Source organism: Mesorhizobium bavaricum (assembly GCF_056781655.1).
This window is the reverse complement of sequence record NZ_CM165566.1, coordinates 4,446,675-4,464,019: the sequence shown is the minus strand read 5'-3', so window position 1 is coordinate 4,464,019 and position 17,345 is coordinate 4,446,675. Positions and strand designations below refer to the sequence as shown.

General features: G+C 61.0%; 17 protein-coding genes and 1 tRNA gene. 8 read left to right on the top strand and 10 right to left on the bottom strand.

Translation table 11 applies throughout. The annotated features are described in order from the left end of the window. Nucleotides 1–289 precede the first annotated feature (289 nt). The 4 genes from AC1RZR_RS21890 (at nt 290) to AC1RZR_RS21875 (ending at nt 4,464) form a co-directional block, all read left to right on the top strand. Entirely contained in the window at nt 290–1,162 is an 873-nt protein-coding gene (locus tag AC1RZR_RS21890; RefSeq protein WP_481825950.1) for a phage integrase N-terminal domain-containing protein, read from the top strand. Further along, nucleotides 1,162–1,464 carry a hypothetical protein gene (locus AC1RZR_RS21885; RefSeq protein WP_477249723.1) on the top strand — a complete coding sequence of 101 codons (303 nt, stop codon included), beginning with the start codon at nt 1,162–1,164 and terminating at the stop codon, nt 1,462–1,464. The genes AC1RZR_RS21890 and AC1RZR_RS21885 overlap by 1 nt, the downstream gene beginning before the upstream one ends. 337 nt (nt 1,465–1,801) lie before the next feature. Then, the gene (locus AC1RZR_RS21880; RefSeq protein WP_481825949.1) at nt 1,802–2,002 is read left to right on the top strand and encodes a hypothetical protein; all 201 of its coding nucleotides are present in this window, start codon (nt 1,802–1,804) and stop codon (nt 2,000–2,002) included. After that, nucleotides 1,999–4,464, top strand: coding sequence for a M48 family metalloprotease (locus AC1RZR_RS21875; RefSeq protein ID WP_481825948.1), 2,466 nt, complete (start codon nt 1,999–2,001; stop codon nt 4,462–4,464). The genes AC1RZR_RS21880 and AC1RZR_RS21875 overlap by 4 nt, the downstream gene beginning before the upstream one ends. A 345-nt stretch (nt 4,465–4,809) precedes the next feature. On the opposite strand, the gene AC1RZR_RS21870 is transcribed toward AC1RZR_RS21875, so the two are convergent. Next, nucleotides 4,810–5,013 carry a hypothetical protein gene (locus AC1RZR_RS21870; RefSeq protein WP_481825947.1) on the bottom strand — a complete coding sequence of 68 codons (204 nt, stop codon included), beginning with the start codon at nt 5,011–5,013 and terminating at the stop codon, nt 4,810–4,812. Nucleotides 5,014–5,158: 145 nt separating this feature from the next. Continuing rightward, entirely contained in the window at nt 5,159–5,473 is a 315-nt protein-coding gene (locus tag AC1RZR_RS21865; RefSeq protein WP_481825946.1) for a hypothetical protein, read from the bottom strand. Between the two features lie 35 nt (nt 5,474–5,508). On the opposite strand from AC1RZR_RS21865, the gene AC1RZR_RS21860 reads away from it, so the two are divergent. Together AC1RZR_RS21860 and AC1RZR_RS21855 are read left to right on the top strand one after the other, a co-directional pair. Further along, nucleotides 5,509–6,144 carry a hypothetical protein gene (locus AC1RZR_RS21860; RefSeq protein ID WP_481825945.1) on the top strand — a complete coding sequence of 212 codons (636 nt, stop codon included), beginning with the start codon at nt 5,509–5,511 and terminating at the stop codon, nt 6,142–6,144. Nucleotides 6,145–6,408: 264 nt separating this feature from the next. Further along, nucleotides 6,409–8,052 carry a type IV secretory system conjugative DNA transfer family protein gene (locus AC1RZR_RS21855; protein ID WP_481825944.1) on the top strand — a complete coding sequence of 548 codons (1,644 nt, stop codon included), beginning with the start codon at nt 6,409–6,411 and terminating at the stop codon, nt 8,050–8,052. A 111-nt stretch (nt 8,053–8,163) separates the two neighbouring features. On the opposite strand, the gene AC1RZR_RS21850 is transcribed toward AC1RZR_RS21855, so the two are convergent. The 7 genes from AC1RZR_RS21850 to AC1RZR_RS21820 form a co-directional block, all read right to left on the bottom strand. Next, nucleotides 8,164–8,619 carry a hypothetical protein gene (locus tag AC1RZR_RS21850; protein WP_481825943.1) on the bottom strand — a complete coding sequence of 152 codons (456 nt, stop codon included), beginning with the start codon at nt 8,617–8,619 and terminating at the stop codon, nt 8,164–8,166. Nucleotides 8,620–8,972: 353 nt separating this feature from the next. Continuing rightward, a complete protein-coding gene (locus AC1RZR_RS21845; RefSeq protein WP_481825942.1) occupies nt 8,973–10,067 on the bottom strand; it encodes a MobA/MobL family protein in 1,095 nt (364 codons plus the stop codon). Between the two features lie 268 nt (nt 10,068–10,335). Then, nucleotides 10,336–11,550 (bottom strand): site-specific integrase, encoded by a 1,215-nt coding sequence (locus AC1RZR_RS21840; RefSeq protein ID WP_481825941.1) that lies wholly within the window; start codon nt 11,548–11,550, stop codon nt 10,336–10,338. Nucleotides 11,551–11,661: 111 nt separating this feature from the next. Beyond that, nucleotides 11,662–11,737, bottom strand: a tRNA-Trp gene (locus AC1RZR_RS21835). Nucleotides 11,738–11,817: 80 nt separating this feature from the next. Continuing rightward, nucleotides 11,818–12,369 (bottom strand): putative glycolipid-binding domain-containing protein, encoded by a 552-nt coding sequence (locus AC1RZR_RS21830; protein ID WP_481825940.1) that lies wholly within the window; start codon nt 12,367–12,369, stop codon nt 11,818–11,820. Between the two features lie 30 nt (nt 12,370–12,399). Next, on the bottom strand, nt 12,400–12,882 hold the full coding sequence (locus tag AC1RZR_RS21825) for a group II truncated hemoglobin (RefSeq protein WP_477275041.1): 483 nt from the start codon (nt 12,880–12,882) through the stop codon (nt 12,400–12,402). A gap of 223 nt (nt 12,883–13,105) precedes the next feature. Further along, nucleotides 13,106–14,314 carry a COG3904 family protein gene (locus AC1RZR_RS21820; protein WP_477275043.1) on the bottom strand — a complete coding sequence of 403 codons (1,209 nt, stop codon included), beginning with the start codon at nt 14,312–14,314 and terminating at the stop codon, nt 13,106–13,108. A gap of 30 nt (nt 14,315–14,344) precedes the next feature. On the opposite strand from AC1RZR_RS21820, the gene AC1RZR_RS21815 reads away from it, so the two are divergent. Next, nucleotides 14,345–14,806 (top strand): hypothetical protein, encoded by a 462-nt coding sequence (locus tag AC1RZR_RS21815; RefSeq protein WP_481825939.1) that lies wholly within the window; start codon nt 14,345–14,347, stop codon nt 14,804–14,806. 117 nt (nt 14,807–14,923) lie between these two features. On the opposite strand, the gene tuf is transcribed toward AC1RZR_RS21815, so the two are convergent. Then, entirely contained in the window at nt 14,924–16,099 is a 1,176-nt protein-coding gene (gene tuf, locus AC1RZR_RS21810; RefSeq protein ID WP_013531404.1) for an elongation factor Tu, read from the bottom strand. 294 nt (nt 16,100–16,393) lie between these two features. On the opposite strand from tuf, the gene AC1RZR_RS21805 reads away from it, so the two are divergent. Then, nucleotides 16,394–17,281, top strand: coding sequence for a DMT family transporter (locus AC1RZR_RS21805; protein WP_477275048.1), 888 nt, complete (start codon nt 16,394–16,396; stop codon nt 17,279–17,281). Nucleotides 17,282–17,345 lie beyond the last annotated feature (64 nt).

The following is a 17,345-nucleotide window of genomic DNA, read 5'->3' as shown; positions in this document are numbered from 1 at the left end:
AACTAAAGCCTTATCCATCTCACCCGACCTTTTCCCCAACCAAAGGAGAGCAGAATGCCTGCTTATCTCATTCGTGCGCCGCCGCGGCGGCCACACCTCCGGTTTCGACCTCTCGGTAACCGGATGCCCAACAGGGCAAACCATATCGGCCAGCCACCCGGCTGGCCCGGGAGGCTCGTACCGTAAGGAAGACTACGCATTCCGGCCATGCCGCGAATGACCTTCGCGGGGTGCCACGATCTACGGACGTGCATCGGCCATCAACACTCACCTTAAGGAAGCGAGCAAGATGGACGATCTGACCATGGACCTGGTGCGGCTGTGCCAACGCAACAGGGACGGCTCTTACGGCACGCAAAACAACCGCCGGCGCGGCCTGTCCGCAATGGCAAATGACCTCGCGGACCTCGGCTACAAGCTGCCGTCCGCCGGTTCCCTCAAACCCAAGCACGTCGAGGCCCTCGTCGAAAGATGGCTCGATTCCGACACCTCGGACGCCAGTGTCCGCAACCGCCTCACCTGGCTGCGCTGGTGGGCGGAGAAGATCAACAAATGTAATGTCGTCAACCGCGACAACGCCGCGTACGGCGTCGCCGAACGTAGCGAAGTCGCGCGCAACCGCGCGCAGACCCTCGACCACGCCAAGCATGGCAAGATCGAGTGCCCGCATATCAAGGCCTCCGTTCTGCTTCAGGCGGCGTTTGGCCTGCGGCGCGAAGAAGCGATGAAGTTCCAGCCGCAAGCGGCCGTCAGGGCGGATCATATCGCCCTCCAGGCGAGTTGGACGAAAGGTGGCCGGGCACGGACCGTGCCCGTTAACACGCTCGAGCAGCGACAGGTCCTCGAACACGTCATGCGCCTTGTCCCCGGCCGAGGCTCTCTAATCCCCGCGCACATGAGCTATGTCGAACAGCTGAAGCGGTTCGAGTACCAGACGCTCAAGGCGGGCCTCCGCAACACCCACGGATTGCGCCATGCCTATGCCCAGCAACGCTACGCGACGTTGACCGGCCAATCCTGCCCGCTGGCAGGCGGTAAGCGCTGGGGTGACATGAGCGGAAATGAACGCGCCGCCGACCGCGCGGCGCGCCACAGGATTTCCGCGGAGCTCGGCCATGGCCGCCTGAAAATCACCGACACCTACCTCGGGAGGGCCTTCTAATGAAACGCGCAGAAGGCAATTTCCTGATGGCCACCGGCATGAGGACGAAGTACGCCGATACACTGTTCAAGCCAGCGACGATCGCCGCCGCCATCGACGAGGCGGCCAAGCAGGGACATCGCCACTACCGTGTCGTCCAGGAGTACGCGTTCGACCTTTCAGACACAGAGGCCGCCAAGGCGCTCGAGGAATGGCTCGATTCCGAGGAGTTCCACTACGTCTGGCGCCACACCTATATCGAGAGGAGTACGTTCCGCCCGCCCATTGTCACGGAATACCCGGAGCTGGAGATTTCCTGGTGACGCGCCGAACGAAAAAACAGCCATAAGATATTGAAAATCATGGCGTCCGTCCGAACAAGAGCGAAGGGGATGTTCATCCCCCCTTTTGCTTTTTGCCTCCGCTTCCGGAGTCCGTGAGGCCAGCAGTTCTGCTGTCCCGTTCAAAAAGCCAGAATGTGTTCAACATTCCCTCCCCGCACAACCATTGACGATCTATAACCACAGGATAGTTTTAGCTTGAGCTAACAACCTTAGGACCCGAGTCTTTGGTCCCAAGTTAGCCCAACCAATTTCTCAAAATCCCATTGTATTCGGCTTCGCTGTTGCTACTGTCGCGTCGGTCGGGCTGGGGTGGAATATGGCCGATAAATTTGATCTGTTTGGCGACCTAGATCGCAGCGTCGCGCTTGCGCTGTCAGGCTGGCAACGCAACGGCTGGCGCTGGAGCATCAGCTATGCCCGCGGCGCCCGGCCTTTCAAAACCAGGCTCGTCTCCTACGCCGAGAGCGAGACCTGCAAGACCCGCGTTGGCACGATGGACGGAGGGCCAGGCACATGACGCTCGCTACGGCGATATTCGGGTCAGAGACGCGGTTGCGTCCGCTCATCAAAACAGTGCTCGTTGTGACGGCGCTGCGGTTCGGCTGGCTCGCCATCAACATCTATCAACCGACCGCGCTCTCCTTGGCCTGGGCCTTAGTCCCCTGGCCGTATCCCATGTACTCTTGGACCGTGTGGGTGGCGGACGGGGTGCTGGTCTTTTACCAGTTCCGCACCGCCATCCGGATTGGCCGGCTGCTCGCGTTGCGCCACGCCCCTCAGTTCAGTGCGTTTCTTGGATTTTCGGCCCGCGCCACCGGAGCCGAACAGCATCTGACGCCACGCAACCGTTCTTGGATGCCGACAGCACTCCAACTGTCCGGGGTGCTTATCCTCACGTGCTGCGCGGTAACCTGGGTTGCGCTGATGCTCGGCTACAGGGAATGGGCACCGTTCGACTACTTCATGCGAACCTATTATGCCGATCGGTCAGTTCTGGTTGGCTTGGTCTTGTCCGTTCTTGGTCTGATGTTTGGCGGCCGTTACATCGCGCGGGCCTCTGGCGACGTCAGCACCTGTTTCGGGGTGATGCCGGTCGAAGACACCCACTGGCTGGCGGAACGTGTGCATGGCCTCGCCGAACAGCTCAACCTGCCCAAGCCGGCCGTGGGTATCACCAACGTCATGAACGCCTTCGCCATGGGCGCGAACCAGAAATCGTCCATGGTCGTGATCGGCAAACCGCTCTTCGTGTTCGAGAGAGACGAGCTTGACGCTGTTATCGGGCACGAACTCGGCCACATCCTGCATAACGACGTGGCGCGGATGCAGTTCGCGGAAGGCTTTCAGCGCATGCTGGTCACCGTGGTGAACATCATGACGCGGGTCGGCGTCAAAGTGGCATTGCGCGGCAAGAAGAGTCGCGCAAAAGCTCGCCGGGACGCGTATCTGGCCTGGGTTAGCGGGTTGGTTGTCCGGAAAACGGTCTTCGTCGCCTCCGAACTCGTCGCCAAAGGCATTTCGCGTAACCGCGAGTTTCACGCCGACGCGGTCGGAGCGCACGTAACGTCTCCCGATGCCATGGCCCGCGCCCTCAAGCGCGTTCATGGCGTTGCGGACAAGCCGACCGCCGAAGAGCGGCAGTACGGCTACCTGATGTTTCGGGGAGCAGGTTTCGGCAAATTCTTCGCGACGCACCCGCCCCTAGAAGCGCGCCTGAAAGCCCTGGACGCTCATGGGATTTCGCACGAAGCCGCCAAGGCGGCCGTTATCCCGGCCTCGGTTGTGGCCGTCGACGGGACGAAAGGCCTTGGCCTTGCCGGGCCGGGATCCGGCGACGTTACGCCGGCCGCTCTGCGTGCGCAGCTTGCCTCCTTGGCTTACGGCCTTGGACGCAGGACGCGGCGCGGCCTCACGGCCTTCCGCACAAAGGCTAATGTCCGGCGGCTGGCGACCATGGGCGCAATTTGCCTGGTCTTGGTGGTGGTGGCGCCTGCCATTGTGAACTTCTACAGCCTCGATCGCCGGTTCAATGACGCCAAGGCGTCAGCAGGCCAGGCGCTGTCAAGCTCCTGGAACTGGGTGGCCGACACCCAGGAAGCGTGGTTCGGTGACCCAGAATCCACCACGCGCATTGGACAGCTTGAGGCTCGCGAGCAGGCGGTAAAGGCGGCGGAAGCGCGCCTTGCCGACGACCGCAAGGCCCTCGCCCAGCAGACCTCCAGCGGCACCGTGAGCCTTTCTAACGCGCTCACCGAGCGCGACCAGGCCCGCAGGCAGGTGCAGGACCTGCTCCTGAAGCTCGATGCGGCCAACGCCGACCGCACGGCGCTGACGGCGCGTCTTGCCCAGCGGAAAACCCCTGAGGCTGGAACACACCCCGCGGCTCCGGAAGCCGACACGCAGCATCAAATCGCCTCCCTTACCGAACAGCTGGCCACGATGACCGCCGATCGGGACGAGATGGTCCGGCGGAATGACGAGCTTCGGCAGATGAACCTCGATCTGAAGGGACAGATCGCCGACCGGGACACGGCCCGGGTCGACCTCGACAGGCAAATCCAGACCTTCAAGGATCAGATCGCCAATCTCACCAACGGCGAACCCGCAAGCCAGGAGCAATCCGCCGTGCCGGCCGTCCGCGAAGCGCCGGCCACGGCGCAAGGCGGTTACGGCGCATTTGCTGCCGCTGGAAACGGCATCGTCATTCTGACGAACCGGAGCTTCGCGACCCTGGAGGCTGCGACTGACGCGGCTCTGGCCGAATGCCGCCAATTCAGTGGCGGAAGCCAATGCGAGGTGAAACAGGTGTTCCGTAACACCTGTGCGGCCGTGGCGCGGGTCATTCCGGCGACGAAGCGGTCGCGCTATGAACTGCAGTTGGAAGCGACGATCGAGGACGCCGAAAAAATGGCACTTTCCGAGTGCTATCAGCGCAACCGGCGGCCTTGCGAAGTGACGCGCCAGGTTTGTGTCCGGTAGGAGAGCATGCCTGCTCGGTCCCTCTCACGGAACTGTCATGAATGACAGGTAAACGTGCTTTTCCTGGGGGAGCGATTGATCGTTGGTGGACGTACAGCACGCGCAAAGTGACGCCTACCGCCTCGTGCGCATTGACGGTGGTCGCGCCATAACTGTTGTCACTTTCTATTCGGCGGCCGAGGCATTAGCCGTCTTGGGTTGCTTGGTCGATGGCTACCGCTTGATGCTTGGCGACAGGCAAGTATGGCCTACATCCGGCGGTCATGACGGCATCGCAAGTTAGGCACGCCGACCGCTGGTCGGTGTTCCCAAACGTCTCAGCGCGGCTTCCGGCCGGGCATATTTTTAGCTTTCAATATGTTCCAGTTTTGCCCGGATCTTGCCGATCGCCTTCATGATGGTGTCGGCGGCTTGCCGGTCCAGCGCGATATCGAGGAGGCCTTCAGTTGTCCGGATCGAGAGAATGCCAAGGGTGCCTTTCTCGTCCGTGACCGTGCCGACATGAACTTCGGTCGGCACGAAAGGCTGTGCCTTTTCCACACGCTTCATGGGTTTCTCGCGTCGCTGGGTGGTTTCCGACAATCACGCACCAAAGCGCTGTGTTCAAGCGAACTCAAAGCTTATGCTAAGACAGGCCCCGTTTCTTGTCTGGGAACGTCACCACATCGCCGAAAATTGCCGTCCTTTTTTCCGCTTAGTGTTCGTAGTGGTAGGCGGGCAGGTGCTCCGGCTGGTCCTGCAGTTCCGCAATCAGATAGGCTCGGACCTTTTCCGTGGAATTCACTTGCTCCTGGGCTCGGGCATGAAAGTAGAACGTACTTTGGCGCAGATCTTCCGGTATTCCGGGGATGGTTTCCGCCTGCGTTTTGCGGAGGGTCCAGTAGTCAAGGCGCTTCCGGCACCGGATAAGTTCCTTTTCGAGCAATTCCAGATCCTTGCGGGCTTTCGCGCGCTGCTCTTCCGTGAGTTCACGGATACCGAAAACAGAGCCTCTATATACCTTGGTCATACATTCATCATGGGGCGGCTCCCCGAATCCCGCAAGTGCTACCTCTGATTGCGGGCGGGCTCGTCCCGCCCGCGGTCATCCACGCCCTCGGCCGGCTCGTGGCGCACCGGATCAAGCCAATCCAGGTGGTTTTCGGCGCGCTCCGGTATTGCGTCGGATCGATGAACCAGCGTTCCGACTTTGGAAAGCCAATCCAGCTGGTTCTCGGCGGGACTACGACGCTCCCCGTTCGACGAAGGGGATTGCATCCGTTCACTCTCCTTACGGCCTTGGACGCGGCGCTCCAAATCCTCGATCTGCCCTTCCACCTTGCCGAGTTGATACATGTGATGCCGTTGAATGCCGTAACGGTCCTAAAGGAACGAAATGATGCCATTGGGGCGGGAGTCCGCCTCCATCCGGGCAAGCCAGTTTTTAATCTCGTACTCGATATCGCCGATGGCTTTTTTCAAAGACCGGGATTGGTCGTGAAGAAGTTCGAGTGCGCGCTGGCTGTCCATGTCTTGTCCTTCGTCCTCTTGCGAAATCATGCGGCTCGCGACCCGTGTTACAGCGAGGATTGGGCCGGAAATGACGGCTTCCCTATCGCTCATCCCGCACCGGTTTGTTCGGCTGGTGCGGCCGGAGACAAGGACAGCTACAAAAAACGGGAAAAGGCGTTCGCCTACTGAAGAGGCAAGGGGATGTTCATCCCCCTCTTTAGCTTCTTGCCTCCGCTTCCGGAGGCCTCTGCAACAGCAGTTCTGCTGTCTTGATTAGAAAGGATGCTTCCGCATGCTGGCCCGTGAGCTTTCGCTCCAGCGCATTTCAGCCATTCTCTTCGCAGGAAATCCGTTTGCAAACACTCAAGAAAAATTCATCTCGCCCCTTCTAAAGGGGTTTCTGCCAGATGTTTCCTGGTGTTACATCATCCAGTCTCGCGGGGGGGCTGGGGTATGCCAGATTGGTTCAAGGATTTCGATCCCCTGAAGGGAGTCGAGCCGTTCGGATCGTCTCGCAAAGGGGGTGCGGGAGAAGGTTTTTCAACTGGACTCAAAATAGCCACCGCCATCGGCAACATGTTCGCCCAACATCGGGCGCGCAAACAAATGGAAAACGAGCAGCGCGAGGAGAAACGGCGCGTCGATGAGGCGGTTGCCAACCCACCTCCCCTGCACGGTTCGGCGCGCTGGGCTGATGCCTCGGAGCTCTCAAACGCGGGCTTGCTGCATCCGACTGCAAAATTCGACAGTCCCTCTTCTATTTTGCTAGGAGTCTTCGAGGACCCCGCCCTCGGCGGCGTGGTCGCCGGCCAACTTCACTGGGATGGCGAAGGCCATCTCCTGACCGTGGCGCCCACACGCTCAGGCAAATCGACGACGACGATCATCCCCAACCTGGTCCGCTACAAGGGCTCGTGCGTTGTGCTCGACCCCAAGGGCGAGCTCTACGCCCAAACGGCGGCTTGGCGCCGGAAGAACGTCGGGCCGGTCTATCGTCTTTCACCTTTTCAGTCCGAAACTGACGCCTACAACCCTCTCGACGGCATCGCATCATTTTCGGATGCCCAGGCGCTTGCCGACCTGATCATGCCGCCGGATCCGCACGCGCCGGACTTCTTCCGCAAGGATGCCATCTCAGTCCTGACTGCCATTATCATGTTCGTCACCGAGGCAGCGCCGCCGGGCCATCGCAACATGGCCGAGGTGCGGCGTATCACGGCCGCTCCTCTCGATCTTTTCACCGAGGCCATCAAAACCATGGGGGACTCGCGCAATCCTGCGATTGCAAACGCCGCCAACATTGTCCTTGGGAAGGACCGCAGCAAGGCCATTCCGAACCTGCGGGATACCATCAATACCGAGTTTGCCCTTTGGGACGACCCGGGACTCCATCGCGCCACCTCGGTGGCTTCATTCGATTTCCGTTCGCTGAAGGACGAGCCGGCGACCGTCTACATCACCGTCCCGTTCCACAAGATGTCGGCGTATGCCGCGTTCCTGAAAATAACGCTGACCACGGCCCTTGAGGCGATGCTCCAGAATGAAACCATCCCTGAGATACCCGTCCTGTTCATCCTGGACGAGTTCCTGAGCCTCGGCCCCTTCCCGCGCTTCCGCGACGCAATCCGAACACATGCCGGCGCCGGCGTCCGCCTCTGGTTCTTCCTTCAGGACGTCCCCACGTTGGAAGAACATTACCCCGGCGGGTGGAAGACGTTCTTCAACACATCGGTGAAAACGTTCTTCGGAACGGACGAGCACTTTACCGCATCGATGATCTCGGACTTCCTCGGCGACCAGACGCGGGGTTACCGGACAGCAGGGACCAGCAATAGCGCCTCGACCGGCCCGATTTTCAGTGGCAACGGTGCAGGAACGGGCTCGGTCAATCAAGGCATCGCCTATTCGGGCCGTGCCCTTCTGACGCCGGACGAACTGACGGAGCTGCTCAGTGGCACCGCCACGGATCAGACCCGTACCGGCCTTGTCTTTGCGCGCGGCGTCCGCCCGATCCAGGCCAAGCTCGTGCCCTGGTATCTCGGGCAAACCTGCCGAGACCGTGTCACCAGCCAGCCGCAACGCATGAGAACGGTCTGACTCCGGTTCCTTTTTCGTCGAAGAGGCCCTTGGCCGTCAGGTATTTGGCGGCCACGGCGGTAGCCACCTGAAAACGCTTTCTCGCAAAAAAGCCGATTGATCTTTGCGGGCCTAGCGATCCCACAGCCATTGTCGGCTTAAGTTTTTCTCTTGCTCTCGGTCATCGGGCTCAGGCGATTCAGGTTTTCGCTTGACCCACCACGGATCCGGGTCGGCTCGCATCTCGCGCTGCTTGCCATCGAAATGCACGGGGTTAACGGTGCGCATCTCATCCAATTGGTCGCGAACACCACGATATTCCTGAAATATGGCCGGGAGCCGTAAGCTGGCGTCTATGGCGTTCTCCTTTCTTGTCTCATCCCGCGGCATCTCGCCAAGCGAGAAGAGGTGGTTCTTCAGGAGCTCATACGAATGCGCATCGTTTAGGGCGGACTTCACCCACTTCTCATAGGCGAGGTCAGGCCGCTCAAAGCACCGCTCAAAAAGCTCGTCGAACTGGCGGTTGAGCTGAACCATCCGCGTGGTCAGCTTCTGCATGTCTGCTTCCGGATCGAGATCCTTCGCCATCGCAATTTCCTTTGACAGGGAATAGGAATAATGTCCTACTCCTACGATGCGGCCGTTTTGGATGAGAAGGTTAGACTACGAACTTGCGCTAGCAAAGCGCCGCCCGTGGAGAGATTGGCCAGGATGGTTCTGGTTTCACATGGTCAAACGACCCTACTATGCATACATGCTGCACCGTCGTCGGAAACTGGGAACCTATAGAGAAGGGTTGCCACCCAGCGATACCGCGACCCGCGTGCGAGGCGACATGCTGGCTGGCGCGCTGCCCGCCAAGCGCATTCCAAAAGACACGGTAAACTAAGTTCACGGGGAACTCCGTTCCTAGGTTGCGTGGCACGCCTTCCCGTCGCCGATCACCGGCTCCGCCACCAGGCATCGCGATCCAGTTCAGGCGCATCATGTTCGCTTTCCGGCTGCCGATGATGCTGCGTGCTCACCCACCACGCCCTGTCGGTCTCGGCAGCAAGCTCCCGATCGTTTGGTAGCGGATAGCGCTCGGCCGGCTGCTCGACCTCGGTAATCATCCTGTCCTGCGCCGCCTCCAGTTCATGCGACGGGATCAAGTCACCTTCGGGATTCAGGACGGGCAGATCGCGCTCGGCAACAGGGTCGCCCTGCTCGTGATCGCGCGACTGCCAATAGAGCCAGAATTCGTTCCGTTCGTGCTCACTCATATCCGGCGCCGGTTCGCGGCTTTCCGGCGGCCAGTCGCGTCTCAGGGATAGGTGGGGATATAGTTCTGCAAGCGGGTTGGGCATTCTCAGCTCCTGTCGGACCGTGGCTATGCGTTCTACGTCGATGTGCGCCCGGCGTGACCGCCGCGCCCGGCGATCGGCACCCATGTGCCGGCCTGCGCGCTGAGCCGAACCGATGGAGGCTTGGCTGCGGGCATCAATGCGGGCATCGAGGCCGGCGCTGGCGAAGCTGGCGTTGGCAATTTTGGCCCACCTGGCACGCGCCTCGGTCACGAAGCGAAGCCCGTCGGCCTCCCGGATCTTTTCAGCGAAACCGCTCGCCGTAATCCGACGCGTTGTCAGCAACATGTGGGCATGAGGATTGTTGTTGCTGCCGTCCTCGTGAATCGCCAAATCCACGACATAACCTTGACGCGTGTACGCATCGGCCATGGTGCCAGTCAGCTCCAGCCAAATCGCCGGAGCGACTTCACGCGGCAGTGCAAATTCGATTTCCTTGGCAAGCCGCGCGTCCTTGCGCTTCTCGGCCGCTTCGACGGCATTCCAAAGCTTGGCACGGTCACCCATCCAAACAGGAGCTCCAGCCGGTATCCGGATCTCGGCATGGACAACGTCGCGCCGGCCGCCAAACGCGCTCTCACGTTCTTCGGCGTCGTTCGGCAGCGTTTCGCCTGCCCGATAAGCGGCGGCAGCGACAACCGAACGGCCGTCCCCGCGACTGATGTTTTTGACGTGCAGATGGAAGATCGCCACCGGTCACCCTGCCTATCCGCACTTTGTCGGGCTGCGGTGCACAGTCAAGATGAAAAGCTGCTCCAGGTGCGCAGCGGGGTTCCAAGGGGCTTGCCCCTGGCGCACTTGCCGGTTTTCTCCGATTGGCGTTTCGCCAGCGGTTAGAAAACCGAGCAACGCATCGCAAATTTTCGTCCAATGCGTACACATTGGGCGATGCGTAAGTGCGCTGTTTACATGGCTCCAATCTTTCACGTTCGTCCTCTCAAGCGGCTACCTGGCGAGTGCCCTAATCCTCAATTCGTTCGGGCCTCTCTGCCTTCGCCTTCTGAGCCGGCCTAGGCTTGCGCACGTTGATAGCTGCCGCATCCAGGCGGTTTTTGAGGTGCACGGCATAGTGCTTCTCGATCATCTCGACGCTTGTCCGGCAGTTTTTGGCGACCTGATAGATGTCGGCGCCTTCAAGCAATCGAAAGCTGATGTAGCTGTGCCGGAGGGAATACAGTGTTCGCCGGTTGCCCTCGCGGTCGAGTTTGAGGCCGATCTTATCGAGGAGGCCGTTGAACTGCTTTTTATGGTCGACTGGAAACAACCGATCTGTGGGCTTCGGCTTGTTCCGGGCCACCATCCGCTGGAAAGGGAAGACGGCGCCGGAGGTGCTTTTGCAGTACCCTACCCCGCGCTTACCGCGCACCTGGATCTCCAGGATCTTTTGGCCCGTCGCCTCGTCCTTGACGACCTCCACATCCCGGTACTCGAGCCAGTTGGCCTCGTCCGGCCTAAGGCCGGTGTTCGTCAAAAACAGGATTTTGTCGTGCAGCTGTTCGGCCAGCCACACCCGGTGGGCTTTCTCGCCCTTCTTGGCTTTGTGGCTGACGTCCCGCGCCTCCTGGGCGTGCGCCCGCGTCGCTTGGTACAGCTGTTTGTATTCCTCTGGCGTAAACCAAGCCCGGTGAACGACCTTCGCGGACTTCTTATAGGGCTGGGAGATATCTGGCAGGTGCGTCAGCCAGCGATGGCGAACGGCCGCTTTCAGGACCAGGCGCAAGGTTACGGTCTCATGATGCAGCGTGCTGCGCGAGGGAAGTTTCTTGCCCTCCGCAGGCGCCAGCCGGGAGATGCGGTATTCCTGCACCGTGCCGGCATTGATCGTTGAGAGGCCCATGTTGCCGAAGTATGGCACCAGATAGGAGCGAACCCGTCGATAGTGGTCCTGGACCCAACGGGCGTTTCGCTCCCCGTCGGTCAGCACCTCATATTCGGTGATGAACTGGTCGGCGGCGTCCTTGAACGTCTTCTCAGCCAGCAGTTCGCCGCGCCGGCCTTTGTCCTTCAGGCCGAAGTACCAGTCCTCGGCCCAGTCCTTGGCCCTCGCCAAGCTGTCTTCCTTGGTGCTGACCCGCCAGTCCTTGCCTTTCAGATACGTCGAACACTGCCAAATCGGGCTGCCGTTGCGCCGATAGACGTGAACTTTCCCTTCCAGAATCGTGTGCTTTTCCGCCATCGCCAGACACTCCCTGCGTGCGTGCAAGTTTGTGTAAGAGATGTGTAAGGCTAGTTTCGGCGTCCTCGCCTCGCAAGGCAATTTTTAAGTGCTTGATTTCCTTGAGGGAAATGGCACGGGCAGCAGGGCTCGAACCTACGACCTGCGGTTTTGGAGACCGCCGCTCTACCAACTGAGCTATGCCCGTACGTGCGCATGTCGGCGCAGCAGGCGCTTCCTAAAAGCTTCCGCACGCTCTGTAAAGAGCGGTTTGCAAGCAAACGCGCCTTAACCCCTGCGCCAGAAATCGGGATAGCTGACAACCAGACCGTCGCGATCGATCTCAAGCTCCTGCTTGAAGTCGCTGGCGCGCGATTCATAGAGATATCGCCTGCCCTGTTCGAGGCAGGTGTAGCGCTGCGGGTTGGCCACGACAGTGAGGGCCGGGAACTCAATGAAGGCGGTAGTGATCTCGGCACTTTGTCCGGTGGAAAGCCGCAATCGCCGGATTGGCAGGGTGTTGGTGAACGGCGTGACCGTGAGATCCGGATCGAGGACGCCGTCGAGCTCGGGCATCGGCAGGCCGTCCCTGGTCCAGCGACCTTCGCCATCGGCGACAAGAGCAAGTGTCTGGCCACTGCCGATCATGTCGACCATGACACTCCTTGCGCGCCAGTTCGCGCCGCAGGCGATGCGATAGCGGACGGCAAAAGGCGTTTCACCGGAGCAGATGACGACGGAGTTGGCCAAAACTTCCCCTGCCCGCTGCCGCAGCGCCAGATGTTCCAGGCCGGGTCCATCCCACTCGTGCCAGCGCACGATCTTCGTATCTTCCGGCATCAGCCCGACACCTCCCGTGGCGACTGAAGGCTACTTGGTTTCCGGTGGCCGATACGGCCCGCCCGGCACGCCCCAGCCCCAGGCCGGCATCGGCTCCGTCTCCGGGTCGCAGGTCTCACCGAGATTGGAATTCATCTTGGCCAGCCGCGATCCCCATTCAACATAGCCCATAAAGGCCGAGCGGAATTCAGGATCGTCGGGCAGTCCGACCGCGTCGGCGGCATCGGCCAGGAGATTGATCCAGCGGCGGCGCTGCTCCTCGTTCAGATGCTTGCCCAGGTGATGCATGACCATCTCACGGTGGCCGCCGAATTTTTCGCTATAGGTTTTCGGCCCTCCGAAAACCTCGCCGATGAACGCAGCAACATGGGCGGGATGGTCCGGCGACATGGTCCTGAACACCGGCCCGACGACCGGGTCCTGAAGCACCTTGTCGTAGAAGGTTTCCGTCAGGCGGTTCAGCGCCTCGGCGCCGCCAGTCCATTCGTACAAAGTCGGGACGTCCTGGCTCATTTTCGTTTCCTCCACCGGCGCCCCAAGACGATGCCGCAGATGACGATAGCGGAACTGTCGGGGATGGCTCAACCTGCCTCGATGGCCAGTTCCGCGCCTCCAAGCTTTTGGCGCAATTCCGAACGGAAAAACCGCTACGGCCTTTTCCTGGAATTGCTCGATTTGCCTGTCGCAATTCCGAACGGAAAACCGCTACGCACTTTTCCTGGAATTGCTAGGGGCGCTACGACTTGGTGGGCGCGTTGGCCTGGAGCCTGGGCGCCGACACAAGGCGGCAATTGCCCGGCTTCGGTGCCGATTTGCAGATCGAGGCGCCCGTCAGTTCATCCGCCGATTGAGGCCCTGTCGTCAGCCCGACTTTGAGCATCATCCTGGGGTCGAGCCGCCGTTGGCTTGAATGGGGCTTGATCGCCGCAAACAGACCCGGCCCGACCGCCATCTCCTCGAGGTAGGACTTGACCTTCCGGTCGAGTTCCAGCGACCGCAGGCTCAACCTTGCATGGGGACCGACAAGACGTCTGACACCGCCCGCAAGCATGATCGGACAGGCTTCGTTGCATTCGCCCAACGCATCATTCGTGAGCCCGACATAGACGCCGTCCTCAGCCGTGCAGCCCGGCTTGTCGGGCTCGCATTCCATGAACTCGGTGCGTGCGACCGCCACGTCGAGCTTGCGTTCGCGGATCAGCCTCCCTGTGGCGAGAGCGCCTGGTAAGTCACCTCCCGGCGAGCTGATCACGACCGGCAGCCGCCGATCCCCCAGGGTGCCCAGCAGTTGGCGCAGCTTCTCAGGCGTCTCGGCCGTAACTTTGCCTTCCGCCGAAATCCATTCGGGACAATCCGGGTCGCAGAGGAAACTTTTGCCACGCACCAGAACGAAGCGCATGTCGGCAATATTGTCCTGCTGTACGGTTTGCGATTTGGTCGGGGCAGCGGGGGAAGGCTCAGCGCTCGCCACAGCAGCCGGCGGTGTGGCCTTGCTCGTCGGAGCCGGCACTTCCCGGCAATTCGCGGGCGGCGGATTGGCGCGGCAGATGGCTCCCGCGGTCAGCAGGTCGACGGAATCCAGGCTGGTGACCATCTTCATCCGAAGCATGTTTTGCAGCTCCAGCTGGTGGATGCCGCTGGCCGGTGTGTTCTTCATCGTTTCGAGCACGCCCTGCTCGATGCCCATCCCGTTCAGATAGGCCGCCAGCCTTTTCTCCACCGACTTGCTCATCTCGTAGGTCTTGTAGCTGCCGGCACTCTTTCGGCTGACGATTCTTGTGCTGAGCACCTTCTTCTTGCCGCCCACGATGCGATAGGTGGTCCGATATTGCAGTTTGGTGCGGATATAGGTGGTTGTGATCTGGTGGACGCCGAGATAGGCAGACTCGCCGACCAACCGCCGGACACCACCGGCAAACATCAACGGACAGGCGGAATTGCACATCGCGCCGCTGGCGTAAGGCTCGCCGAAGTAATGGGCGCCCTTGCCGTCATGTCCCGCGCAGCCCGTTCCATCGGGCAGACAGCCGTCGAACCGGGTCCTGCCGATGGCGATATCGAGCTTGTTCTTGCGGATCAGCTGGCCAAGCGTCAGCGCCGCCTCGACATTGCCGCCGGGAGAATCGACGACGATCGGCAGCTTTCGACCACTGAGCGTTTTGAGCAAGCGTTTGAACAGAACCGGCGTCCCGGCTTCTATCGAGCCCTCGGCCGAAATCCATTCCGGGCAGATCGGCTCGCAGCCCGGCGCATTGCTGCGGACAATGCCAAACCGCATCGTCGGACCGAGATCCGCCGCTGTATCCGCCGCAAAAGCGGCATGCCCAACGACAAACAACGCCAGCAGACTGATCAGCCGCAGCGACCACAAAGCCTGACAATCTGGAAGGCGCCCTACAACCATTTGGGAAAAAGCCCCGCGATGCAACTATACTAGACAAGGTCCAAAGGCTTGCAACAGGACAATATGGCACCCGGTCGCCGGTAAAAGAAAAGGGCGGCCCCAAGGACCGCCCTTTCTGTTTGAGCCTGACCGGCAGAATGCCGGCGTCGATTACTCTTTGATGGTGACGACGATGCCGGCACCGACGGTGCGGCCGCCTTCACGGATGGCGAAGCGCAGCTTCTCTTCCATGGCGATCGGCACGATCAGCTCGACATCGACCGTGATGTTGTCGCCCGGCATCACCATCTCGGTGCCTTCCGGCAGCGACACGATGCCGGTCACGTCCGTCGTGCGGAAATAGAACTGCGGACGGTAGTTGGTGAAGAACGGCGTGTGACGGCCACCTTCGTCCTTGGTCAGGATGTAGGCTTCAGCCACGAACTTCTTGTGCGGCTTCACCGTGCCCGGCTTGGCCAGAACCTGGCCGCGCTCGACACCTTCACGATCAACGCCGCGCAGCAGCGCGCCGATGTTGTCGCCAGCCTGGCCCTGATCGAGCAGCTTGCGGAACATCTCGACGCCGGTGCAGGTCGTCTTGGTCGTCGGACGGATGCCGATGATCTCGAGTTCCTCGCCGACCTTGACCACGCCACGCTCGACGCGGCCGGTCACAACCGTGCCACGGCCCGAGATCGAGAACACGTCTTCGATCGGCATCAGGAACGGCTTGTCGAGCGGACGAACCGGCGTCGGGATGTAGGCGTCAACCGCAGCCATCAGCTCGCGGATCGCGTCCTCGCCGATCTTCTTGTCCGAATCTTCCAGAGCCGCCAGCGCCGAACCCTTGACGATCGGAATGTCGTCGCCGGGGAACTCGTTCTTGGTCAAAAGCTCGCGAACCTCGAGCTCGACCAGTTCGAGCAGCTCGGCGTCGTCGACCTGGTCGACCTTGTTCAGGAACACAACGATCGACGGCACGCCGACCTGACGGGCCAGCAGGATGTGCTCACGGGTCTGCGGCATGGGGCCGTCGGCAGCCGACACAACCAGGATCGCGCCGTCCATCTGCGCGGCACCGGTGATCATGTTCTTCACATAGTCGGCGTGGCCGGGGCAGTCGACGTGAGCGTAGTGGCGGTTGGCCGTCTCGTATTCGACATGCGCCGTCGAGATCGTGATGCCGCGCGCCTTCTCCTCAGGTGCCGCGTCGATCTGGTCATAGCGCTTGTATTCGCCAAAATACTTCGTGATCGCTGCCGTCAGCGACGTCTTGCCATGGTCAACGTGACCAATCGTGCCGATGTTCACATGAGGCTTGTTACGCTCGAATTTACCTTTTGCCATAGTCTCTTTCCTTGGACGGCCTGGACCTTCAGTTCAGTCGAATGCGGGGCGATTAGCGACAAAGGCCAGAAAACACAAGCGTCTTTTGGCCGGGTGCCCTCTCACTCAGTCCGAACCATTGATCCGATTGCGGGGATGTGGCGCTGATATAGGAAGGCTCGAACCGAAATGAAATGGGCGACAGGCCGCTCGATCGAAGCCGCGGCAGCGCCATCTCGCCTGCCCGGCCCTGTCTGAGTCATGGCCAGGTCATGGCCCATTGCGGTCGTCATCGCGGTCTGATTTCTTCGCCGGATGCATTTCCTTCCGACCGCCATCCGCGGCCCGCTGTTCATGATCATCTCGACCGGGTCGTATCTCGTCAACGATACGATGATGAAACTCGCGACGTCGGGCCTGCCGTCCTACGAAGTGCTGTTTCTGCGCGGTGCGGCGGCGACGCTGTGGGGCTTTCCGCTGCTGTTCGCACTCGGCTACGGCAAGCAGATCCCGCTGATCTTCGACAAGCGCGTGCTGAGCAGGAACCTGCTCGAGCTGGCGGCGATCCTCTGCTACGTCATCGCGCTCGCCAACATGCAGATCGCGGATTCGACGGCGCTTGGACAGATCACGCCGCTGTTGATGCTGGTCGGCTCCTCGATCCTGTTTGGCGAGCGGATCGGCGGGCAGCGCATGGCGCTGATCGGGCTCGGCTTCATCGGCGCGCTGATGGTGGCGCAGCCGACCATGCAAGGCATTTCGATCTACGCCTTGCTGGCGCTCGGCAACGCGACGTTCGCGGCGGCGCGCGATCTTGCTGGCAGGCGTGTTTCGGCCGAGGTGCCGGGGATGATCGTGGCGATTTCGGCCGTCGTGATTGTGCTGATCGGCGCCGGTGCCGCGCATCTGGTTTCCGAGCGCTGGGTCATGCCCGAGGCGCGCCATCTGCTGCTGATGGCCGGCGCCGGATTTTTCCTGATTTTCGGCCACTTCTTCATCTTCATGGCCTACCGCGTCGGGCCAACCAGCGCGGTGGCGCCGTTCTACTATTGCTTCACCGTCTGGGCGGTCATTTCGGGCCTGCTGGTGTTCGGGCAATTCCCCAATGCACTGGCCGTCTGCGGCATCCTGCTGGTGGTCGGCAGCGGACTGACCATCGTCTCCCTGGATCAGCGCCAGCGCCGGCTGACCGTCGTCGCCTGACCTCACCTGCTCACGCGGGCCAAGCGGGGCGCTCACACAGGTCTTCCAACGAGTTGTTGCCGAG